Raw genomic sequence first — 20,062 nt, 5'->3', positions numbered from 1 at the left:
CGCCGCATCAAGGTCGGCGGGCCGTTCAGCTTGTTTGGGCCACACCGATCCCGCCGAAAGCGGGGCGGCCTTGAGATCCTTCTCAGCGTTCAGCGCCAGGTCGACTCGCGGTCGTCGTCCTGTCCAGCAGTTCCCGGGCCTGGGCGTCCGGGTCCTGGTCGGTGCGGATGGTCAGGGTGGTCCACTGGTCCGGCCACAAGGTGGCCGGTACCAGCACCGGGTTGGTCGGTCAGCGCTGATGCCGGCGCGGACCACGGTGCGAGGCCCTGTGCCAGCAGGCGGTAGCCGCTGTACTGCTCAGCCACTGCCTCCGGACGGCATCCGCTGCAGCGGACGCCCTCTTACGGCCACAGCCTGACCGCAGTGCGCGGCGCAGGGCGGCGTAGCTGAGGCCCCCGACCCACACGGGCGGCCCGCCGGGGGTGACCCGAGGCACTCTCAGGAGGACCCAGTCAGGCCGAGGTACAACCAATCAAAACTCAGCGCAATCAATCGCTTTACACCGCAGGAAGCGTCGAACCGGCGTGAATATCGAGTGCGAAGTACACACAATCACTCAGCAGATGTGTGTTTTTGTTGCGCATGCTCTGGACAGCGTCCGTTCAAGTGGTGAGAATCCATCCGATCTGTCGAGGGCTCGGGGCTACGCCGCAACAGGATCCGGCCGGCCGTCGGCAACAGCTCGAAGGCGGGCCCCGCCCTTCACTTCACTCGGGTTCCGATCTCCGCTGACGACGCCCTCACCGCCCGAACGCACTGCCGAAGCCGACCATGTCCAGAAGGGAACGCACCCATGCGTACAGCCCTCAGCCCGAACGGCAGATTACTCAGACGGGTGGCCACCCTGGCCGCCCTGTTCCTCACCCTCGCGATGCTGAGCGGCCAGGCGGCGAGCCAGGCGCGCGCCGCCGTGAGGACCACGGTCACCGTGGACGGCAACAGCGCCGGACGCACCTTCGACGGCATCGGCGCGATCAGCGGCGGTGGAGGCAACACCCGTCTGCTGCGCGACTATCCGGCCGCCCAGCGCGACGAGATCCTCGACTACCTCTTCAAACCCGGCTACGGGGCGAACCTGCAGATCCTCAAGGTCGAGGTGGGCGGCGACACCAACTCCACCGACGGCGCCGAGGCCAGCATCGAGCACGTCAGGGGAACGGTCGACTGCGACTCCGGTTACGAGTGGTGGCTGATGGAGCAGGCCAAGGCCCGCAACCCCGGCATCACGTTCTACGGCCTGTCCTGGGGCACGCCGGGCTGGATCGGGAACCACACGTTCTACTCCCAGGACATGATCGACTACCTGACCGACTGGCTCGGCTGTGCCAGGCAGCACGGCCTGACCGTCGACTACCTGGGCGGCTGGAACGAGCGCGACTTCGACGCGACGTGGTACAAGAACCTGAAGTCGGCTCTGCTCACCAGGGGTTACGCCTCCACCAAGATCGTCGGCGGGGACTCGTGGGGCTGGCCGATCGCCACGGCCATGAAGAACGACCCCGCCCTGTACGACGCGGTGGACGTCGCCGGCTCCCACTACAACTGCGGCTACATGTCGGCGATGACCCACTGCTCCGCGTCCGCCGACGCCAAGAACCTCGGCAAGCCGATCTGGGCGAGTGAGAGCGGCTCGGAGGGTGCCGAGACCGGTGCGGCCCCCGTCGCCCGTGCCATCAACCGCGGCTACATCGACGCGAAGATGACCGCCTACATCAACTGGCCGCTCGTCGCCTCCCTCTACCAGAACCTCGGCTTCCACGACGCCGGTCTGATCACCGCCAACCAGCCGTGGTCCGGCAACTACAGCGTGGGCCGCACCACCTGGTCCATCGCGCAGACCACGCAGTTCACCTCCCCCGGCTGGAAGTACCTCGACACCGCCACCGGCTACCTCGGCGCACGCACCGGCGCCGACGGCAGCTACGTCAGCTACGCCGCGCCCGACAAGAGCGCCTGGAGCACCGTCTTCGAGACGATGGACGCCACCGCCTCCCAGACGGTCACCCTGAAGGCCGCCGGCGGTCTGCCCCGCGGCACCCTGCACGTGTGGTCCACCGACCTTTCGCAGAGCGGTGGCAGCGCTCCGCGTATGGCGCGGGGCGCCGACCTGACCGCGACCGGAGGAACGTACACCCTGGCCCTGGCTCCCGGTCATGTCTATACGGTGACCACCACCACCGGTCAGGGCGCGGGCAGCACGGCACCGCCGCAGCGCAGCCGCCTTGCCCTGCCGTACACGGACTCCCTCGCCGGCTACCCCATGGGGCAGGAGGCCACGTACTTCTCTTCGATGAACGGCGCCTTCCAGTCCGCCCCCTGCGCCGGCGGCCGGACGGGTACCTGCCTGCGGCAGATGGCGACCGTCCCGCCCATCCAGTGGACCGACGAGAAGTCCAACCAGCCCTACACCCTCATGGGCGACCTGAGCTGGAGCAACTACACCGTCAGCGCGGACGTACTGCTGGAGCGGGGCGGCAGCGCGGCGGAAATCCTCGGCCGGGTCGGCACCCAGGACAAGAACAACAACGGCCTGAACGCCTACCACCTGCGCCTGAGCGACACCGGAACCTGGACACTGCTGAAGTCCGGCCGGCCCTGGGGCACCTGGGACACGGACCCGCCCCTGGCCACCGGCACGGTGACCGCTCCCGGCACCGGCACGTGGCACAACCTCGCCCTGACCTTCCAGGGCGGCTCCATCACGGTCACGATCGACGGGCAGGCACAGACGACGGTCACCGACAGCGGCTTCGGCGGCGGACAGACCGGACTCGGCACCGCCGGCTACTACCCCGTCCAGTACGCGAACTTCCGCGTCACCCCCGGCACCGAGACCGACCTCTCCGGCACGTACAAGATCGTCAACGCCAACAGCGGCCAGCTCCTCGACGCGTCGGGGGGTGGGACGACCGACGGCACGCCCATCATCCAGTGGCCCGACAACGGCGGCGCCAACCAGCAGTGGACCCTCGCCCGCAACGCCGACGGCTACTACTCCGTCACCGGCGTCGGCAGCCTCAAGGCCCTGGACATCCCGAGCGCGACCACATGGCCCGGCACCCAGCTGGATCTCCGGAGCGCAAACGGCGGCACCAGCCAGCAGTGGGTGATCGCCCCGGCGAACGACGGCACTTACACCATCGAGTCCCGCTCCGACGGCTACATGCTCGATGTGCGAGGAGCGTCGACGGCGAGCGGCGCCTCCGTCGACCAGTACGTCACCAACGGCGGCACCAACCAGCAGTGGCGACTGGTCAAGATCACCTGACCCGCTGAGCGCCCACAAGACGGGCGGGGTCGGCCCTGCACCGGAGCCACCCCGCCCCCGGTCATGCCGGGACTGCGCCCGGACAGCGAATCAGAGGAACTCGGGTACCGGAGGCGGGTGTCCGGACCGCTGGCCAAGCAGCTCGGCGGGCTCGGGCTGCTGGTGCTCGCTGAGGTGGATGCCGTCGCCCTTTGACTCTGTCCGGAATTTGGGAATGACCAGGTCAGCGGCATGGGGGGGGTACGTGGAATCCAGCGCCGCTGCGGAGGTCGCTACCCAGCAGCCACAACCTGGCCGGCCGTGACCTGAGGAGGGTTGGGGAGCAGTGGCGCGAGGTTGTCCCGAACGAAGTCCGCCGCCCTCCTGATCGACTCGTCGGCCCCGGCTTGGTCTTCAAAGACGCTGGTAGAGACCATCACTCCGTCCCCGGCGTCAACCCAGTAGTAGGCTACGAATCCAGGGACTTGGCGGAGGAGAGATACGAATCCCTCGTCCACTTGGCGTCCCGCCTCGGCAGGATCAGTCACCCCTTCGTACCGCCGAACTACTGCGTACATAGCTGATCTCCTCACGGATCCCGAGGTCACCTCGCCCGAAACGACATATGCCCCACCGCGCGTAACTCGCTCGCGGGATGTCCGGAAGGCACTCGGATAGGCGCATTGGTCATCCAGACCGGACATCTGCTGTGGTCAGGGCTGGGCGAACCGGGGCTTCACGGAACTGATGCCGTTGGTGATCTCTAGCCGGTCAACTCACGGCAGAGCCGCTGAAATTGGCGAGGTGATCCCGTGCGGACGGGTCACGGTGCGCGCCTGCCGGTCGACGTGGAAGCTGTAGGCGCCGGAGCGCTGCCGCCAGGCGGACGCTGTCCTCCGCGCCGCCCCACCGGTGCCCGACCACCGTCCGCGAATGATCATCAACCAAAGCGCACAGATGGGCCTTGTGACCTGCGATCTTCGGCTAGGACGGATCCCAGCCCAGGTGCTGCTGCAGGATCCGCACCACCTGCGCGGTCGACCGCGACGGATTCTCCCGCTTCAAGGCCGCGGTCAGGTCCAGCACCTCCTCCGGCGGCCTGGGGGTGACCTGCCTGGTCGGCGGCAGTAGTGCGTCGAAGCCGCCCTCCCGCCAGGACCGCAGCCAGCGGTCCAGCGTCCCGCGCGTAACCCGGACCGGCTCATCGATCAACGCCATCGAGGCGACCCCCCGGAACGGTTTTTGGACATGCCAGCCGCCAGGGCGGCCCGTCGCGACGATCTCCGTCAGGGCGGACTCGTGTTGATCGACTCCACGGTCAGGGAGGCGGCCAGCCGGGCGCCAGCAGCCGCCCGTGGCAGACCACGGACACCAGCAGCCAGGCGGACACCGCGACCATCCCAAGGCGCGTCCGCGCGGTGAACGCGAACCCGGTCGCCGCCGACATCGCGTCCGCAACCGCCGAACCCGCGGGAACCGGCAGCACGCAGGCCGGATCGTCCGCCAGCGCGACCAGCCAGCCCTCCTGACCGGCGACGACACCGGCAACAACACATGCGTCGCCCCGCAGGACCGGCACCTCGCCGGCCACCAGCAGTCGTAAGACCGCTGGGACCTTCGCTGACGCCGTCACCACGAACGCCTCCGGACGCCGAACAGCCCTCCCCGCGTGGCTGCCGGTCGAGGCGGGGAGGGCCGTTGCTGATCGATGTGCAGTTCAGTTCTCACTCACCGGCGTGTTGCCAGGGGAAGGGCGCGAGGTCGGGCTCGACCCAGCCGGTCCTGGCCGGGGTGCCGGCCAACGTCGAGGACCGGTAGAAGCGGGCCAGCAGCTTCTTGTCGAGCAGGGCGGGGTGTCGGCCGGCGAAGCCGTCGAAGTCCGCAGCATCCGATTGGCCGGTGTGGTGGCCCACCAGCTCGACCCAGGCTCGGCTGACGGTGGCGTTGTATTTCTGCGAGGCGCCTGCGTAACGGGCGGTGCGCTGGATGCCGTCGCTGACCACGTCGACCGCCGCGGCGGTTCCGCAGCGCCGCACGGCCAGCCAGGTCAGGTGGATGTGCTCGCGGTGTCCGAACCGCTCGGCGGTGGTCATCACCTCCCCCATCAGCTCCGTGAACAGTGAGGACTCCTCGTCCGCACCGTGGTCGCGCCCGATCACGACCCCTCCTTGATCAACGCATCCATAACCGCGCGGAATCCGGTGACCGCCTCGGCGGGCAGCCCGTCCAGCGCACGGTTCTCGATATCGGCCAGTGTCTGTGTGATCAGGACCGCCGCCGCCCGTCCCGACTCGGTGAGTTCGATGAGCACCGAGCGGCGGTCACCCGCGCGCGTACTACGGGTGACGTGACCACGTCGCTCCAACCGGTCCAGCACACTGGTCAGCGTCGTGGGGCGGGTGCCGACGGCGGCACCCAGCTGGGACACGGTACGGCCCTGGTCGTCGGCGAGGTTGGCCAGGGCGTTGATCTCGGAGGCGGTCAGGTCGAGGTCGACGAGTTCGGTAGCGATCAGATGCAAGGTGGCGTGGGTCGCGCGCTGCAAGGCCAGCAGCACCGACCGCCCAGGTGGTACGGATTCGGACTTCACGCTTTCGGATATTACGAAATCGTAATAGCGATTCGCAAACCCTTTGGCAGTGAGCGTGCCGGGCGCCCGATTCTGCCGGGAGGGCTACCGCGCCACCGACCGTTTCCGTACGGGGATCTTGTCGGGGTATTCGCGGACGATCGCGTCGCCTGGCCGCCTGCCACCGCACGTCAAGTACCGCCGAAGGAGAGCGGGTTGCACGTGATTGGCGCCTACGATCGCATCACGACGACCGCTCCCGAGGCCCCCGCCACACTGCGGTTGCAGCTGGCCACCGCCACGCAGCGCGGCCAGGGCGTGGCGCTGGTGGGCGTCGGTCTGCGGCGCGCCGTTTCCACTGGTGGGCGACGCGTGGCAACTGATCGTCAGGACACTGTCCAGCGCCAGACCTGGGTGATGAGCGGGAGTATCCGATGTACCCGGCCGAACTGACCTTGCCGTATCTGGACCGGGTTTCCGCCGCAGCCGCCCAGCGGTACGAAGCGCTGGGAATCGAGCGTGACGACCTCGACAGGTCAAGATCCACCCCGGTGCGGTTCGGCGGGGCGCCATCCTCGTCGTGTCGCAGCAGTGCGCAGTTCGCGGCCCGGGACGGCGGGCCTTGACTGGTTGTGGGGACTGCGGGGGACCGGCCGCAGCACCTACGCGGGACAGCCCCGGAAGGAAGCGGCGGGCGATGCCCGGAGGATCAGGCCACGTTCACGAGCTTCTGGCGCACGACGATCGCGTTGAGCCGGACCGCGAACGGTGCGGTGTCGGTGAGGCCCAGGGTCCCCACACGGGACTTGCCGAAGCCGACGGTGACGTCGGCGCAGAAGGCAACGGCGTACAGGTACGCGCCGGCTTCCTCGTCCTGGAGGGCGAAGAACAGATCGCGGTAGTAGCTGGTGTGGTCCGGCCCCTCCTCGTAGTAAGCCAGTCCCGGTTCGCCCTCCTGCTCCGCGAGACCGGTGAAGGCATCCATGAGGCCGCGCTCGACGGTGTCCCAGAACGACGCCTGAGCCGCCTCGGGCGGGAGTGCCTGGCGGACCGCCTCCTTGAGGGAGAGCGCCATCACCAGGATCGGCGCCTCCTCCTGGAGCCCCCAACCACGGACCATCTTGACGATGTCGCTGTCGGGAAGCATGGCGGCGGCATCGCGAATGTGACCGAAGTCGTAGTTGACGGTGGCCGGCGCGATCGCCTCCTGGAAGGCACGCCCCAGGGCCTCCGCTTGGGCAAGATGGGCCTCTCCCACCTCGGTGACGGTCCTGAAACAGGCTGTCAACTTCCCCTCCTTAAACATTTTGTTGCACTGGTGAGGCGTCAGTATGCCGCAGCGGTGCGCCACCGCTACCCGCGGGGCGCCGGTGGGGTTCGCGCAGGTGCGGGTCTCTTCGCGTACGGCATCACACCGTTGTCCGCCTGCGGCTCGCGCAGCCTGGTAGAGGGTGGTCAGGCCGAACGGGGGGGCTTCGGTAAGCAGCAGGGCGTGCAGTGCCTGGGCCGTCACGGAATTGGCAACCGGTGAGCACCCGCATGATCGCCCCGTGTTGCCATGTCGTCCCGCCGCACCGCGAGCCAGGACGCAGGCATCCCGGGCGGCTTCGTGGTGGTGCTTCAGTTGGGTGGTGTACGGGTGGTGGCCCAGTCGGGTGTCCTGACGGGCGGTCGGGCAGCCCGGTGTTGTCTGATCAGGGTCACCTGCCAGATGGCGAGGAGCAGCAGCGTGCCGGTTTCGGCGAGGAGGCTGAGGACGGCTTGTGGCGCGGGCTGCAGACCGTGCTCGGTGAATCCGAACACGCCCACGGTGCGCGAAGCGGTGAAGCCGCCGAGGACACCGAGCGCGACGCCCGCCACGGCGGTCCTCAGCAGCAGGGGTGGTGTCCCGATCAGCAGCAGGAGAGCGAGGGCGAAGGAAGCGCTGGCCTGGAGCAGGAACAGGGGGCCGATGATGTGGATGAAGCGGTACTCGTCGATATAGAGCTCGGCGTGGATGTATCCGCCGGCGGCGAGGGTTGCGGCGGTCATCGACCGCAAGGTGGGGGCGAGAAATCTTTGGGTGTTCATGCCAGCCTCTGGTCCTTGATGGCCAGTTCGCGGTCGCCTCGGCGGTAGCCGACGCTGCGGATGCCGAGTGCGTCTTTGAGCTGCCGGGCAGGGACGACCTGTGGGGTCGGGGCGGGGGCGCGACCCGGTTTGGGCAGGGGGTAGGCGGTGGTCGTGGCGGAGTGGAAGGTGATGTTGCCCTCTGTCTTGGTGAACAGCTGGTGGACGTGCCCGTTGAGACAAGTGACGGAGGAGAAGCGGCGCAGGAGGGCGATGACCTTGAGGGCGTCGTCGGTGCTCCAGCCCCACTTCGGGTACATGGCGAACAGCGGTATGTGGCTGAAGACCACGATGGGGGTGTCCGACGACAGTCCGGAGATGTCCTTGCGAACGAAGGCGATCTGGTCGTTGCCGAGGTGGCCGAGCTTCTCCAGGCTCAGCGTGTTGACCAGGGCGATGAAGTGCACGCCGTGGGTGTCGAAGCTGTACCAGCCATCGCCGAGCGTGCCCATGCCGAAGGTCCGCCGGTAGGCGCGGCCCGCATCGCCGATGGAGTCGTGCTCGCCCGGCACGGTGAAGATGCGGTCTGTCTTCATTCCGGCCATCATCTGCTTGACCTGGTCGAACTGCCCGGCCGTGGACAGGTGGGTCAGGTCGCCGCTGTGCATGACGAAGTCCGGTCTGAATCCAAGCGAGTTGACCTGGTTGATCGCTTCGGTGAATGAGCCGACCACGTCCATGTTCGCCGGACCCTGGAACCCGATATGGCTGTCGGAGACCTGCACGAACCGCAGCGCGCCGCTTCCCGCTGCGGCGGCCCCGGCGACGGCCCCGGCGTTGGTGTCCCGGGAGTCGGCGATGTGGCTGATCACCTCTCCACCGGCCACGGTCAGCACCACCGCGCCACCGAACCAGCCTGCATGCCGGAGGAGTTGACGCCGACTCATACCGAATTCGGTGTCGGGCTGACCGGTGCCGTCGGCCTGAGCTCCGTCGTGACTGTCGTAGTAGTCGGTCATCGGGTCACCTCCACGGTGCCGGTCATGAACGGATGGATGGTGCAGAGGTAGGCGTAGGTGCCGGGCTTGGTGAACGTGTAGCTGTAGGTGGCATGGGTGGCCAGGGCGGCGGAATGCAACGGGCCGCCCGATCCGGCGCTGGTGACGGTGTGGGCGTCGGTGTCCTGATTGGTCCAGGTCACCGTCGTGCCCACTTTGACCTTCAGCGTGGCCGAGGAGAATGCGAAGTTCTTGATCGCCACGGCGTTCCCGGTCACCGGCGCGGCCGTACCCGAGGGACTCATGGGCATGCTCATGCCGGGCATCGGCGAGGCGCCGGGAACAGAGCCCGCCGTGTTTCCCGGCCCCGCGGCTCCGGGCATGCCTGCCGTCTGGTGCTGCCCCGGACCGGGCGTGATGGCGCCGGCTCTGGTGGACGAGGAATGCGAGGGCTGGCCGCATGAGCTGAGGAGCCCCAGCGCGCCGGCAGTGGCGATGGCGGCGACGGCCAGCCCGGCCGCAGTGCGCGATCGACGGCCTGGCGTGCGAAAGTTCAGGTACATGGTGTCCGTTCCTCACTGATCAGGCGGAAACGGGGACTGCGCCGGCTGGGCGCACGCAACCGCAGGGATATGTGGCGGATGCCGTGTTCATGGCCGCGTGCACGGACCCAGCGATCGAGCATGGGTGCTGCCGTAGGCCGCGGGCGCCCGTACGGGTGGTACGCGGTGGCGCCGACTTCGATGCGCGGGGGCGAGGCGAGCGTGGCCGGCGCCAGGAGCGCGTGCGTCGCATGGTGTATCTCGGTCACCTCTGAACCGTCCTTTGTCGCGTGGGGCATTGATGAGGAATTGCGCGTAAATTCGCTCTTGTCTGGCTCCACGGACGGCAAGGGCCTACGGTTCGACCTATATGCACTTTTTATTGGAGTTCATGACATCGCCTTTTACGGGACTGGCACAGAGCCCCGCCCGCGGCGGCCACAGAGCGTCACCTGCTTCGCGCCGTGCGTTAGAGGACAAAGCAGTACATCTGAGCGATGATCGACTTATGCCCTGGAGTCCCCGAAAACGTGAGCTAAGGACCGATCCGGAACGCTCCGCGCACCGTGTCTCTGGTAAAGGGACCCTTTCGACCGCGGATGAGGAACTGCTGCGCACCCTTTACGCGGAGCACGCAGGGCCCCTGTTCCACTATGCGCTGCGACTGACCTCGGGAGATCGGCAATGGGCGGAGGATGTGGTGCAGGAGACGCTGCTCAGAGCGTGGCAGCATCCAGCCGCGTTCGACCCCGCACGCGGCCCGGCCCGGGCATGGCTGTGTACGGTCGCCCGGCATCTGGTCATCGACGCCCACCGGGCCCGGCAGGCCAGGCCGGCCGAGGTCGGCGGCGACGCGCTGGAACGAGCCGCCGAGCAGACACCGGGCGAGGACGAGATCGAGCAGGCACTGCAGAGCTGGGCGGTCGCCGACGCCGTCCGGACGCTGTCCCCGGACCACCGCGCGGTGCTGCTGGAGACCTACTACAAGGGCCGGACCATGGTGGAGGCCGCACAGGTGCTGGGCATCCCGCTGGGCACCGTGAAGTCACGGACGTACTACGCCCTGCACGCCCTGCGGCTGGCGCTGCAGGAACGGGGAATCGAGCCATGACCGCGGCGTGCAGGAGGTGGCGACCATGAGTGCGGAGCACGACGCCCTCAGGCAGGCGCTGGGAGGATACGTCCTGGGCACGCTGCCCTCGGCGGAAATGGAACAGGTGCGCGTCCACCTCACGGAATGCGCCGAATGCCGGGCCGAACACACCCAGCTGGCGGGACTGCCTGCGTTGCTGGCAACGGTGACCGAAGCCGAAGCCTCAGGCCAGACGGTGCCGACAGCCCACGGGGACCCGGCCGACCGGCTGGTGGCACGGGCAGCCGAAAGCGCGCAAGGCTCCTCGCCCGCACGGCCCGCCGTGCCTGTGGTACCGCAGGCACCACAGGCGGGTGCGCTGGAGAGGTTGCTGCAGCAGGCCGCGGCCCGACGCCGAAGGACCTGGCGTCTGCAACTGGCCGGCGCCGCCGCCTCCCTGGTGTTCATCGCTGCGGCGGCCGGCGGCACATGGCTGGCGGCCATCGGAACCGTGGGCAGTCAGGCGACGCCGCCCGGGCCGACCGCGCCGGCTGCCCGGCGCACCTTCTCCGGCAGCGACCCCACCACCGGCGTCACCGCCTCGGTGAAGGTCTACCCCTCTGCCTGGGGCAGTGTCCTGCGGGTCTCCGCCAAGGGTGCGCCCGCCGGAATCACCTGCCGGCTCCAGGCGGTCGGACCCGGCGGCGCCAGGACAGACGTCGCCACCTGGCGGGCAGGCCAGTACCCTCCCGGCACCACGATCCCAGGGGCGGTTGCCATGTCCCCGGAAGCCATCGAGCACTTTGAGATCCTCGCAGACAACGGTCAGAAGCTGGTCACCATCCGGGCGTGAGGCAAGGCCAAGACGGCGACGATGCAGCGCTTAGCAGGCATCCTCGCGTGGCGCCAAACCTCCGCCGGGAGGAGGCCGAAGCAGGCGCCCTGGTCCTTCTCGCGGCGCGCCGACGGTTTCCGGGCCCTGGTCACCCTCACCCCGGATCCGGCGAACCGGCCCAGTCCTCGGCCGACTTGATGCGTGAGTGCGCCGACGGGGCGTTCACTCCGTGTCCGGGTGCCCGGTGGCGCCGCCGGCGACCTCAACTCTCCTTTTCCTCCGAAGTCCGTGCAGCACGGAGAAGGGGATCCAGAGCGTCTGCACGCCGAGGGCCGCGACCGAGCCGAGATGCGGGCAGGGCATCGAGCTCCGGCAGAGACGAGTGCGCCCAGCCAGGTCGCCGGCACGGACACGACTCGCCAGAAGTCGAACAAAAGGGGCGAATAGCTCGAACCGTTCAGCATGCGTCGCCCGTGGAACTGAATGAGCGCCCATGCAGGATCCGGCCCACCGACCGCCCTGAAGGTGATGGCGGTCTCCCCCGTTCCGGTCTCCACGCATCCACAAAAGAGCGAAAAGATCATGTTTGTAACCGATTTCTCCAGCCCGAGTTCACTGCTCGGCCAGCCCTGCCACCACCAGGCGCTGCTCACCCTGCCTGCGCAGGAGGCGCACGTCTCCGCCGCTCGTCACTTCGCGGCCGATCTGCTGGAGACCTGGAGTGTGCCCGCAGGCGAGCGGGACTCCGCCGTTCTCATCGTCGACGAACTCGCTGCCAACGCCGCCCAGTACGGCCGCGAGCGCATGACCCTGCTGCTCGTCCTCGACCACGGCACTCTGCACATTGTGGTCACTGACTCCGGCACGACCGTGGAACGCCAGCGCCCCGACATCGCCCCCGACGAACACGGCCGCGGCACCGGCATCGTCCAGTACCTCGCCCAGTCGACCGAGGTCCACCAGACACGCAGCGGCCGCGAAGTCCGCGCCTGCCTGAGGTGCTCGCCATGACCGGCCCGGACATGCCGCACGAGCTGCGACCCCCTGCCGGGGCCGGCACTGCGGCACAGCAACGGGTCACCGGGGGCGGCTGCGGCGCCGGGTCACCCGACGACCCCGCCGAGTGGGCCTTCGCGACCCACAAGCCGTGCCCCATCGACGGCTGCCCGGTCCGGCCCGGGTGCGCATGCGGTCAGCGGCACACCCATCGGCCCTTGATCACAGCGACCCCGACCACGACACGGTGCTGTGTCAACGCTGCGGCGCCGACCCCGCGTACCGGCCAAGGTGTGAATGTGGACGTCACCCCGAACAGCGGCGAGGGCATCGGCGCCCCGCCCCCGCACGAGGCGTACGCGAATGCGCCAGACCTGCGCCGCGAGATGCACCAAGTGCTCGCCCTCGGGGCCGAACGCGACGGCCGCCAGGCCAGGCCCGTCACCGGCCCCCCGGTCAATGCGACGGCCGCCGAACGCGCCTGGCTGCTACGCCGGGCCGCCCTCATGGACCGGATGGCCCTCGACAACCCCGGCCCCGGCCCGGCCGCAGCCGCCGCAGAAACCGCCGAACAACTCGTCCTGCACGACCGCCGCCATCCCGACCTGGTGGTCGGCCCGCACCACCCCGACGCGATCACACTCGCCCCCAGCCGTCGCCTCTACGTCCGTCAGGAGTACGCCGCCTGGACGGCCGCCGGGCACCCCGGAATCTGAATCGACCCCGACCCGACGGGAAGAAGGACACATGACCCGCAAGGACATCGACACCCGGCACGCCCTCGCAGCAACCGGCCAATTCCACTTGCCTCGCCTTTCACGCCCGACAGCCATGCGTGAACGTCGCGCCGGCCGACGGCAGAAGCGGTCACGCGGGGGAAGGCCGATGAATGCACCGTGGCCGAACGCGAGGACCCATCGGCTGTTCCAGGTGCCCGAACGTGGTTGCTCCCAGGGGAAGCAGTTGGGCGTCCATCCGGCCCAAGCACCCCCGCGCATTCCGCGGGCCGGGCAGCCAGCGCAGGTGGCCCTGCAGGTCACAGGCTGCGAACTGCGCCTTGCCGTAAGCCTGTTGCCGTTCGAGCTGCCCGCGGTTGCGGCGGCGACGGGCGACGAAGTCACTTGTGAGGCCGGGCTGGACGACGCCGTGGGAATCTCCCGATGCCGCGGGCGGCGGACACCTGTGAAACCGCCGTGCCAAGTGCACCGGGAAGCCGCCTCCCAGTCGCCCGCGCACGAGACCGCGGGCGCGGGCACGCACGCCGGGCTGCCCGGCCACCTGCTGCGGATCCCCTTCTGCGACGACGAGTGCCAGGCATCCGTCGGTGGAGAGCCCTGCCGGGTCGTGGACATCAACCGCGTCCAGCAGCGTGATGTCCCGGCCGAGTGCGGCCGGGACGCGGAAGGGGAACTCTTCGCCGTATCGGCGGACGGGCAACCGTGCTGGACGCGCCCGCCGGAGAGCGATGGGGGCATGCTCGGGGGGCAAGTCACGATGCGCCGCGGGCGCTCCCGCTCCCACCGCTGCCACGCAGGACCAGGCGGCACGGATACCCGAGGCAGGTATGAAAGCCGTCGCAGGGGCCCGGCGGGTACTGGGCAGCGGCCTCTTCGGCAGTGCTGTACAGCTACGCACGGTAGCAAGCGTGCGTTCGGAGAGGTGGTGTGACGATGTTCCGCAATGCGCTGGAGCCCTGGCACCTGCTGCTCCTGGTCGCGGTCGTGGTTTTGGTCTTCGGCTCGAAGAAACTGCCCGACACCGCCCGGGCGCTGGGCAAGTCCGTACGGATCCTCAAGAGCGAGACCAGGGCCATGAAGGACGACGGCGCCTCACACGAAGCACACCCCGAACCTGAGCCTGCACCGGCACCGGCACCGGCACCGGCACCGCGGACGATCTCGGGCGCTCCCGGAGACACCGCCACCGCCCGCACCGTGCCCACGGACAGCACGACCAGCCACTGACGCAGGGCCGGTGGGTCTCCGGTCTGCCGCACGAGATGAGGACGTGGCGTGCCCCAGTCGGTCCGCAACAAGGAGAAGGATCCCGAGGGGCGGATGCCGCTCGCAGAGCACCTTCGTGAACTCCGCAAGCGGCTTGCCAAGGCCGCCTTGGCCATCCTGGTCGTCACGATCGCCACGGCCTTCTCCTACAAGGACATCATCAACTTCTTCACCAGGCCGGTGCTGGACTCGGTCGGATGCCCGACGTCCTTCGCCGATCTGGCCAAGCAGACCGCGCACACCACCTGCGCGCGTATCACGATCAACGGTCTGCTCGCGCCGTTCACCCTGGCGCTGAAGGTGTCCCTGATGGCTGGCGTCGTGCTGGCCTCACCGATATGGCTGTACCAGCTGTGGGCGTTCGTTGCCCCCGGCCTGCACAAGCACGAGCGGAAGTACGCCTACGCGTTCGTCGGCGCGGGCGTCCCGCTGTTCTTCGGCGGCGCCTTCTTCGCCTACAAGGTGCTGCCCACGACCGCGAAGGTGTTGATCGACTTCACCCCGCACGGGGTGGACAACCTGCTGCCGCTGGACGATCTACTCGACCTCGTCACCCGCATGGTGGTCGTCTTTGGTCTCTCCTTCGAGATGCCGCTGCTGCTCGTGATGCTGAACCTCACCGGGGTGCTGTCCGGCCGGCGGATGCTCCGCTGGTGGCGCGGCATGACGCTGGGGATCACGGTCTTTTCGGCTGTGGCGACGCCGAGCACGGACCCGCTGACCATGCTGGCGCTGGCCGCGCCGATCTTGGTGCTCTATTTCGCCGCCGTTGTCTTTTCGCTTCTCAATGACCGGCGCAAGGCCCGCAGAGAGGCAGTGGGAGCCGCCGACGGGGCAGGACGGCCGCACCTTCAGTTCGGGGAGCAGTTCGACCCTGTGGACCGGGAGGGTCGAGCCGCGCCGCAGCCGTGCAGCAGCAGGTCGACGGCGGCCGAGCCGACGGCCCGCTTGGGCGGGGCCACTGCGGTCAACGGCGGTGGCCGAGCGCCGCGAAGACGTCGTCGTAGCTGATCAGTGCCAAGTCCTCGGGCACGGACAGGCCCCGCGCGCGCAGCAACGCCGGGAGCTGGATGGCGTCCTGGTCGTTGTGTACGAGCGCCGCTCGGACCCCCTTCTCGACGGCCTCGGCGAGTCGGCCGGCCGCCCGCTCGGGGGCCGTGGCGGGGTCGTCGATGACGATCGTCGATCACCGGCTGCGGGGTCAGGCCGAGGGCCGCACAGCCTTCGGCGTAACCGCTGCGCACCATCATCACCGTCCAGATGTCGCAGCGGGCCGCGAGGGTGACCGCGTCGTGGCCGAGCGCGGCCAGGTGACGCAGGGCGAGCAGGACTCGGTGGTGGTGGTCGGAGCTGACCGAGTCGAGTTCCGCGGCAGGTGTGGAGTCCTTCCGCGCCCGACCTGAGCAGCTGTTCCGCCTGCCCGCGGTCCGCCCCGGGCTCAAGCGGCTGACCGAGCGCGGCATCCTGGTCGAGACCCGCTGATATCAGGTGCGGTCCAGCGTGCCTAGAGCCAACGGATGATAGTCGGTGCGGTACGCCAGTCGACCCGCGGAGGTCAGCTGGAAGTGCTCCCCGGCGCCCGGCATGCACACCTTGGGGTCGCTACGTTCGTCGAAGTTGTCCACATTGAACTCCGCGTCGCGGCTCACCACCCGGAACAGGGAGATCTCCCCGTAGCACGGCACATGGGACACCCCGATGGTGCCGCACAACCGGTCCACCGCGCAGCCGTTGGTGATGGTCAAAGTGATCGTGAAAGTTTTGCCGTTCTCATCGCGCGCGGTGCCGCGCCAGTGGCCGACCATGGCCGCGATCGTGCTTGCGCCCCGGTTCCCCGCACTGGTCGGCGCAGTGGTGCCGGTGGACGGCGCCGTCGAGTTGGCCGCGGGCTGACCCGGGCTGGCCGGCAGCACCCGCACTAACAGCGTCACCCCGCCGGTGATCAGTGCCGCCACAATGACGCCAATGGCGCCCCATGCCTCTTTGCTGACAGATCTTCGGGTATCCGAGTCCGCCATGCAGAGCCCTCCCAGATTGACGGGACTGCGCCGATGGTACTGGCCCGCGCATCGGCATCCAACACACCGTGGATGACCTGGTCACTGGCTCGGCGAGCGCCCACCAGGCGGGCCCGGCGGGTGTAGCCCCGGAAGGCAGACCAGGAACATCTCCTCCACCGCGCCGTTCCGAGCCTCCACCGTGCCCTTGCGGTACGGCTTGCAGGCCGGCGGATCCTCTACCTCCCCCGCGGGGCGATCTTGGTTGATATACGCTGCGCCTGACTTGTTCGAACAGTTCGGCGAATCCGTGCCACCGGATACGCCCTGCCCGGGGGGGCATTCCCATGACTGCGCAGTCCCGCGCGGTGCTCGGCATCGCGCTCACTCCCGTCCTCGCCCTGGCGGCCACGGCCCCGGCAGCCGCCCACACCACCGCCACGGCAGCGGCTACCGGCACCACCGCCACGGCCGCCGGCACTGCCCCGGCCGCCGTCGGGACGCGTGCGCCGGGCCCGTGGGGCACCCGCACCCTGCACGCCTCGAACCCCGACCCCGGCTCCGTCTCGGGCGGGGTGGTCGCCCTGGTGTCGGCCGGGAACGGCGCCCTCGTCTCTCTCACCGACGGGCACTCCCGTTTCACCCGGATCCGGCCGGCCGGCAGCACCAGCTGGCTCGCCCCGCAGTCCTGGCCGGACGCCGGCGGGTTCAACACCGAGCTGGTCTCGCTCGGCGACGGCTCGGTACGCCTGGTCTGGGCGGAAAAGCGCGCCGACGACCACTACAACTACTGGCTGAAGGTGGCCACCCTCGCGCCCGGCGCGACCGCCTTCTCCGAGCCCGAGTATGTCGCCGAGGTCCCCGAGCACGCCTACTACCACCTGGCGGCGGCCCCCGACGGTCGACTGATCGCCGTGTGGTCGGTCTACGGCGTCGTGAAGGTCGCCGAGAAGGCCGGCCCGGAGGCCGCGTGGACCGCTCCGGCCGACCTCAACGAGCAGCCGCCGTCCGGCAGCCGGACCATCTCGGGCATGGAACTGGCGGTCGCCAAGGACGGCACCGCCCTGCTGGTGTGGCAGTGGCAGGCGAGCAAGGCCGTCGTCGCCCTCGAGAAGGCTCCCGGCGCGACCTCCTGGACCGCGGTCAAGGACTTCCCGGTCCCGGGCGTGGACCTGGCGCGCCCGAAGGTGTTCGCCAATCCGCAGGGCGGCTTCGACGTGTTCTACGACGACCTCGCGCACCTCATGCACACGCGCCGGGCCGCCGGCGCCACGGAGTGGAGCACCCCCCGGTCCGCCGCCGACTATGGCAGCACGTACGGGATGTCGGCGCCCGTGTACCTGCCCAACGGCGATCTCTTCGTCGCCGGCTCGCCCGGCTACGCGACCGGCCCCTGGTACGCGGTGCGCTCGGCCGCCACCGGTGTCTGGCAGACGTACACGCAGACCTTCTCCACGCACAAGAAGGTGCGCGCGGTCGCCGCGACCGCTACCTCGGGCGGCACGGTCACGGTGACGTGGCGGGAGGGCTACTTGGGCCAGGAATACGCGATGGCCTCCGTCTTCAAGGGCGGCACCTGGTCCGCCGCGCGGCGGCTGAGCGCGACGAGCGCCCAGTTCGCCGGTGTGCCCAAGGTGGCCGCCGATGCGCTCGGCCGCCCTGTCGTGCTGTGGGACGAGTACATGACGACCGAGACGAACGTCTACGCCCTGGACGGCGTCTACCAGGCAACCACCACCAGCCGCGCGCTGCCCAAGTGGCGTGACTACACGGACGACGGCAAGGCCGACCTGTTCGGCCGGGACAGCAGCGGCCTGAAGGTGTACGCGGGCGACATGACGAAGCTGTCCGCGGGGCAGCGCGCGAGCAGCTGGCCGACGGGCACGCTGGTGGTGCCGTTCGGTGACCTCGACGGCGATGGCTGCAACGACGTGTTCGTCCGCTACCCGAAGGGCGAGGCCGACGTCTACCCGACGATCTGCGGCGGGCTGCCCGACCAGTCGTCGTTCCACGTCAAGGTGTCCTCCGACTGGAGCGGGTACGACGCGGTCGTCTCGCCCGGCGACGTGACGGGCGACGGCCGGGCCGACCTGCTGGCCCGGTCCGCCTCGACCGGGAAGCTGTACGTGTACGCGAGCAACGGCACGGGCGGCTTCAAGGCCCGCACGCTCGCCGGGTCCGGCTTCGGCAGCTACAAGAAGCTGATCGCCGCCGGGGACCTCGACGGCGACGGCAAGAACGACCTGCTGGCCCTCGACGCGTCGAACGAGCTCTGGCGGTTCGGCGGGACCGGCGCCGGCACCTTCAAGCCCCGGTCGCTGGTGTTCAAGGACTGGGGCACCACCTACAAGGACGTGGTCGGCGGGCTCGACCTGTCCGGTGACGGCCGGGCCGACCTGATTTCGCTCGACAAGGACGGCCACGCCTGGCTGAACCGGGGCAACGGCCACGGCGGCTTCGACAGCCGGTCGCAGGTCGGCAAGACCACGAACTGGTCGAACATCCGCATCTCCTGACGACGCGGACCCGCGGCCCACACGGGACCACAGGGATCGGGGGCCGGCTCCGCGTCCGGTTCCGGCGGGTCCGCCCGGACCAACTCGACCCGGAAGGGCAGGACGACCGGCCGGGCCCGCCCCACGTACGCCGGCCCGGCCGCCGCATCCAAGGCGGCCGGCAGCGGAGTACGGGCGGTGCCTTCCGGTCCGCGGGTACGCCCACACCATCAACCCAGCCACGCCTGGCCGAGTGACACTGAGATGCGGATCTGCCAGGAACCGGTCCAGGATCGAACGACCGTGCTGCCCGAGCGCGGACTCCGGACACAAGTGGTGATGGCGACCGGCTCCGGGAAGGCCCTCGTCGCAGTGCGCAGTGCGCAGCGCGGAGGAATTGTCAAGACCACCTGTGGATCGGGAGTTCGCGGCTCTGTCCGCCCCTAAGGCCGCTGCGAGGGAAGTGGTTGCAGCGTGGGCCAGCGGGTGAGCATTGCGTCGCGCATGGCCATGGTGAGCTGCCCTAGATTCTCGAGCTCGCTGCCGCGTGTGGCCATCTGGCTGATGGTCCTAAGGCGATGGACGAGCCGCTGCCGAGCCGTCGCGGTGTCCCACCGCCAGTCTCTGTTGGGGACCTTGGACAGGTGGTCGGCGGTCCCCCGGTAAGCCCGCTCAACCAGCGCATCGCCTCGAAGCAGCCAGCCCGCGCACGCGTCGGTGAGATCGCCCTGGACATCGGCGCCTGTCGCATGGCGCCAGGCCGTGCGGTAGGCGGCCTCCGCCGCGTCCAGTAACGGCTGAGCCGGGGCTGTGACACACCAGCAGGTCGGGAAGCCGACGCGAAGGTAGGCGAGTTCCACGAGCCCATTGCCGAGCGCGGCCTGTTCGAAGTCGATGAACCTGACTCCGCTGCTGGTGTGCATGTCGTTGCCGGGGCAGGGATCGCCGTGCAGCAGGGCATGCCCGGACGCGTAGGTCAGGCGGTTCACGAGGTCGTCCAGTTCGGTCCGCACCGCGGATGGGACCGTGCTGCCGAGTTGCTGAGCAAGTCCGAGGAAGGAGTCGATGTCATCTCGGGTGGGACCGGACCAGGTTGGGAGAAGGCCGATGTCGTCAGGACTCGTGGCTGCGTGGAGTCGGGCCAGCGCCTCGGCATAGCCGACCTGTCAATCCCCCCGATCTGTGGAGACCTTCCTATGCAGCCAGTTCCTCGGTGAGGCTGGCCTGGTAGCTGTGTTCGTAGTCGATCGGGCTCTTGA

At 69.1% G+C, this 20,062-nt stretch carries 23 protein-coding genes and 1 pseudogene; 10 read left to right on the top strand and 14 right to left on the bottom strand.

What is annotated here, in order from left to right; genetic code table 11:
* Nucleotides 1-82: 82 nt before the first annotated feature.
* Nucleotides 83-217: a hypothetical protein gene (locus tag ACWD35_RS34275; RefSeq protein ID WP_451355252.1), complete on the bottom strand. Its 135-nt coding sequence runs from the start codon at nt 215-217 to the stop codon at nt 83-85.
* A 576-nt stretch (nt 218-793) separates the two neighbouring features.
* Here ACWD35_RS34275 and ACWD35_RS34270 point away from each other — a divergent pair.
* Both ACWD35_RS34270 and ACWD35_RS34265 read left to right on the top strand, forming a co-directional pair.
* On the top strand, nt 794-3,268 hold the full coding sequence (locus tag ACWD35_RS34270; RefSeq protein WP_451355251.1) for an RICIN domain-containing protein: 2,475 nt from the start codon (nt 794-796) through the stop codon (nt 3,266-3,268).
* A gap of 63 nt (nt 3,269-3,331) precedes the next feature.
* Nucleotides 3,332-3,463, top strand: a complete 132-nt coding sequence (locus ACWD35_RS34265; protein WP_451355250.1) for a hypothetical protein — start codon at nt 3,332-3,334, stop codon at nt 3,461-3,463.
* Between the two features lie 77 nt (nt 3,464-3,540).
* Here ACWD35_RS34265 and ACWD35_RS34260 read toward each other — a convergent pair whose 3' ends face one another.
* The 5 genes from ACWD35_RS34260 to ACWD35_RS34240 all read right to left on the bottom strand — a co-directional run bounded on the left by ACWD35_RS34260 (nt 3,541) and on the right by ACWD35_RS34240 (nt 5,837).
* Nucleotides 3,541-3,825, bottom strand: a complete 285-nt coding sequence (locus tag ACWD35_RS34260) for a hypothetical protein (RefSeq protein WP_451355249.1) — start codon at nt 3,823-3,825, stop codon at nt 3,541-3,543.
* 406 nt (nt 3,826-4,231) lie between these two features.
* Nucleotides 4,232-4,465: a helix-turn-helix domain-containing protein gene (locus ACWD35_RS34255; RefSeq protein ID WP_451355248.1), complete on the bottom strand. Its 234-nt coding sequence runs from the start codon at nt 4,463-4,465 to the stop codon at nt 4,232-4,234.
* A gap of 100 nt (nt 4,466-4,565) precedes the next feature.
* Nucleotides 4,566-4,880 carry a hypothetical protein gene (locus ACWD35_RS34250; protein ID WP_451355247.1) on the bottom strand — a complete coding sequence of 105 codons (315 nt, stop codon included), beginning with the start codon at nt 4,878-4,880 and terminating at the stop codon, nt 4,566-4,568.
* Between the two features lie 91 nt (nt 4,881-4,971).
* Nucleotides 4,972-5,406 carry a hypothetical protein gene (locus ACWD35_RS34245; RefSeq protein ID WP_451355246.1) on the bottom strand — a complete coding sequence of 145 codons (435 nt, stop codon included), beginning with the start codon at nt 5,404-5,406 and terminating at the stop codon, nt 4,972-4,974.
* Nucleotides 5,403-5,837: a MarR family winged helix-turn-helix transcriptional regulator gene (locus ACWD35_RS34240; RefSeq protein ID WP_451355245.1), complete on the bottom strand. Its 435-nt coding sequence runs from the start codon at nt 5,835-5,837 to the stop codon at nt 5,403-5,405. Before ACWD35_RS34240 ends, ACWD35_RS34245 begins: the two co-directional genes overlap by 4 nt.
* Before the next feature lie 380 nt (nt 5,838-6,217).
* Here ACWD35_RS34240 and ACWD35_RS34235 point away from each other — a divergent pair.
* Nucleotides 6,218-6,358, top strand: a pseudogene (locus ACWD35_RS34235) (nitroreductase); the annotation flags it as partial.
* A gap of 167 nt (nt 6,359-6,525) precedes the next feature.
* Here ACWD35_RS34235 and ACWD35_RS34230 read toward each other — a convergent pair.
* The 4 genes from ACWD35_RS34230 to ACWD35_RS34215 all read right to left on the bottom strand — a co-directional run bounded on the left by ACWD35_RS34230 (nt 6,526) and on the right by ACWD35_RS34215 (nt 9,180).
* A complete protein-coding gene (locus ACWD35_RS34230; protein WP_451355244.1) occupies nt 6,526-7,104 on the bottom strand; it encodes a Type-2Aa cytolytic delta-endotoxin in 579 nt (192 codons plus the stop codon).
* Nucleotides 7,105-7,436: 332 nt separating this feature from the next.
* Nucleotides 7,437-7,847, bottom strand: coding sequence for a hypothetical protein (locus ACWD35_RS34225; protein ID WP_451355243.1), 411 nt, complete (start codon nt 7,845-7,847; stop codon nt 7,437-7,439).
* A gap of 35 nt (nt 7,848-7,882) precedes the next feature.
* Nucleotides 7,883-8,884, bottom strand: coding sequence for a metallophosphoesterase family protein (locus ACWD35_RS34220; protein WP_451355242.1), 1,002 nt, complete (start codon nt 8,882-8,884; stop codon nt 7,883-7,885).
* Nucleotides 8,881-9,180, bottom strand: coding sequence for a plastocyanin/azurin family copper-binding protein (locus ACWD35_RS34215; RefSeq protein WP_451355241.1), 300 nt, complete (start codon nt 9,178-9,180; stop codon nt 8,881-8,883). The genes ACWD35_RS34220 and ACWD35_RS34215 overlap by 4 nt, the downstream gene beginning before the upstream one ends.
* Before the next feature lie 733 nt (nt 9,181-9,913).
* On the opposite strand from ACWD35_RS34215, the gene ACWD35_RS34210 reads away from it, so the two are divergent.
* Together ACWD35_RS34210 and ACWD35_RS34205 are read left to right on the top strand one after the other, a co-directional pair.
* A complete protein-coding gene (locus ACWD35_RS34210) occupies nt 9,914-10,516 on the top strand; it encodes a sigma-70 family RNA polymerase sigma factor (protein WP_451355240.1) in 603 nt (200 codons plus the stop codon).
* A 25-nt stretch (nt 10,517-10,541) separates the two neighbouring features.
* Nucleotides 10,542-11,330, top strand: a complete 789-nt coding sequence (locus tag ACWD35_RS34205; RefSeq protein WP_451355239.1) for a zf-HC2 domain-containing protein — start codon at nt 10,542-10,544, stop codon at nt 11,328-11,330.
* A gap of 204 nt (nt 11,331-11,534) precedes the next feature.
* Here ACWD35_RS34205 and ACWD35_RS34200 read toward each other — a convergent pair whose 3' ends face one another.
* Nucleotides 11,535-11,675, bottom strand: coding sequence for a hypothetical protein (locus ACWD35_RS34200; protein WP_451355238.1), 141 nt, complete (start codon nt 11,673-11,675; stop codon nt 11,535-11,537).
* 219 nt (nt 11,676-11,894) lie between these two features.
* On the opposite strand from ACWD35_RS34200, the gene ACWD35_RS34195 reads away from it, so the two are divergent.
* From ACWD35_RS34195 to tatC, 4 genes are all read left to right on the top strand, one after another.
* Nucleotides 11,895-12,323 carry an ATP-binding protein gene (locus ACWD35_RS34195; RefSeq protein WP_451355237.1) on the top strand — a complete coding sequence of 143 codons (429 nt, stop codon included), beginning with the start codon at nt 11,895-11,897 and terminating at the stop codon, nt 12,321-12,323.
* 284 nt (nt 12,324-12,607) lie between these two features.
* Nucleotides 12,608-13,024, top strand: a complete 417-nt coding sequence (locus tag ACWD35_RS34190) for a hypothetical protein (RefSeq protein ID WP_451355236.1) — start codon at nt 12,608-12,610, stop codon at nt 13,022-13,024.
* Between the two features lie 954 nt (nt 13,025-13,978).
* On the top strand, nt 13,979-14,272 hold the full coding sequence (gene tatA, locus ACWD35_RS34185; RefSeq protein ID WP_451355235.1) for a Sec-independent protein translocase subunit TatA: 294 nt from the start codon (nt 13,979-13,981) through the stop codon (nt 14,270-14,272).
* A 93-nt stretch (nt 14,273-14,365) separates the two neighbouring features.
* Nucleotides 14,366-15,322 (top strand): twin-arginine translocase subunit TatC, encoded by a 957-nt coding sequence (gene tatC, locus ACWD35_RS34180; RefSeq protein ID WP_451355308.1) that lies wholly within the window; start codon nt 14,366-14,368, stop codon nt 15,320-15,322.
* Here tatC and ACWD35_RS34175 read toward each other — a convergent pair.
* Both ACWD35_RS34175 and ACWD35_RS34170 read right to left on the bottom strand, forming a co-directional pair.
* On the bottom strand, nt 15,279-15,485 hold the full coding sequence (locus ACWD35_RS34175) for a substrate-binding domain-containing protein (protein WP_451355307.1): 207 nt from the start codon (nt 15,483-15,485) through the stop codon (nt 15,279-15,281). The two genes, tatC and ACWD35_RS34175, sit on opposite strands and share 44 nt — an antisense overlap.
* Before the next feature lie 310 nt (nt 15,486-15,795).
* Entirely contained in the window at nt 15,796-16,329 is a 534-nt protein-coding gene (locus tag ACWD35_RS34170) for a hypothetical protein (protein WP_451355234.1), read from the bottom strand.
* 326 nt (nt 16,330-16,655) lie between these two features.
* Here ACWD35_RS34170 and ACWD35_RS34165 point away from each other — a divergent pair, with 326 nt between their 5' ends.
* Nucleotides 16,656-18,824 (top strand): FG-GAP repeat domain-containing protein, encoded by a 2,169-nt coding sequence (locus tag ACWD35_RS34165; protein WP_451355233.1) that lies wholly within the window; start codon nt 16,656-16,658, stop codon nt 18,822-18,824.
* A 422-nt stretch (nt 18,825-19,246) separates the two neighbouring features.
* On the opposite strand, the gene ACWD35_RS34160 is transcribed toward ACWD35_RS34165, so the two are convergent.
* Nucleotides 19,247-19,948, bottom strand: a complete 702-nt coding sequence (locus ACWD35_RS34160; protein ID WP_451355306.1) for a phosphotransferase — start codon at nt 19,946-19,948, stop codon at nt 19,247-19,249.
* Between the last annotated feature and the right edge of the window lie 114 nt (nt 19,949-20,062).

This window comes from Streptomyces sp. NPDC002671, assembly GCF_053592475.1.
Note: the sequence above shows the minus strand (reverse complement) of the source record. Positions and strands in the feature narration are given on the sequence as shown.

Excerpts from the sequence above, each read along its gene's own strand:
- ACWD35_RS34195 (WP_451355237.1), top strand. The coding sequence starts at position 11,895 with ATGTTTGTAACCGATTTCTCCAGCCCGAGTTCACTGCTCGGCCAGCCC.
- ACWD35_RS34205 (WP_451355239.1), top strand. The coding sequence starts at position 10,542 with ATGAGTGCGGAGCACGACGCCCTCAGGCAGGCGCTGGGAGGATACGTC.
- ACWD35_RS34210 (WP_451355240.1), top strand. The coding sequence starts at position 9,914 with ATGCCCTGGAGTCCCCGAAAACGTGAGCTAAGGACCGATCCGGAACGC.
- tatC (WP_451355308.1), top strand. The coding sequence starts at position 14,366 with ATGCCGCTCGCAGAGCACCTTCGTGAACTCCGCAAGCGGCTTGCCAAG.
- ACWD35_RS34170 (WP_451355234.1), bottom strand. The coding sequence starts at position 16,329 with ATGGCGGACTCGGATACCCGAAGATCTGTCAGCAAAGAGGCATGGGGC.
- ACWD35_RS34165 (WP_451355233.1), top strand. The coding sequence starts at position 16,656 with ATGACTGCGCAGTCCCGCGCGGTGCTCGGCATCGCGCTCACTCCCGTC.
- ACWD35_RS34215 (WP_451355241.1), bottom strand. The coding sequence starts at position 9,180 with ATGAGCATGCCCATGAGTCCCTCGGGTACGGCCGCGCCGGTGACCGGG.
- ACWD35_RS34200 (WP_451355238.1), bottom strand. The coding sequence starts at position 11,675 with ATGCCCTGCCCGCATCTCGGCTCGGTCGCGGCCCTCGGCGTGCAGACG.
- ACWD35_RS34270 (WP_451355251.1), top strand. The coding sequence starts at position 794 with ATGCGTACAGCCCTCAGCCCGAACGGCAGATTACTCAGACGGGTGGCC.
- ACWD35_RS34220 (WP_451355242.1), bottom strand. The coding sequence starts at position 8,884 with ATGACCGACTACTACGACAGTCACGACGGAGCTCAGGCCGACGGCACC.
- ACWD35_RS34255 (WP_451355248.1), bottom strand. The coding sequence starts at position 4,465 with ATGGCGTTGATCGATGAGCCGGTCCGGGTTACGCGCGGGACGCTGGAC.
- ACWD35_RS34265 (WP_451355250.1), top strand. The coding sequence starts at position 3,332 with ATGCCGGGACTGCGCCCGGACAGCGAATCAGAGGAACTCGGGTACCGG.
- ACWD35_RS34225 (WP_451355243.1), bottom strand. The coding sequence starts at position 7,847 with ATGACCGCCGCAACCCTCGCCGCCGGCGGATACATCCACGCCGAGCTC.
- ACWD35_RS34260 (WP_451355249.1), bottom strand. The coding sequence starts at position 3,825 with ATGTACGCAGTAGTTCGGCGGTACGAAGGGGTGACTGATCCTGCCGAG.
- tatA (WP_451355235.1), top strand. The coding sequence starts at position 13,979 with ATGTTCCGCAATGCGCTGGAGCCCTGGCACCTGCTGCTCCTGGTCGCG.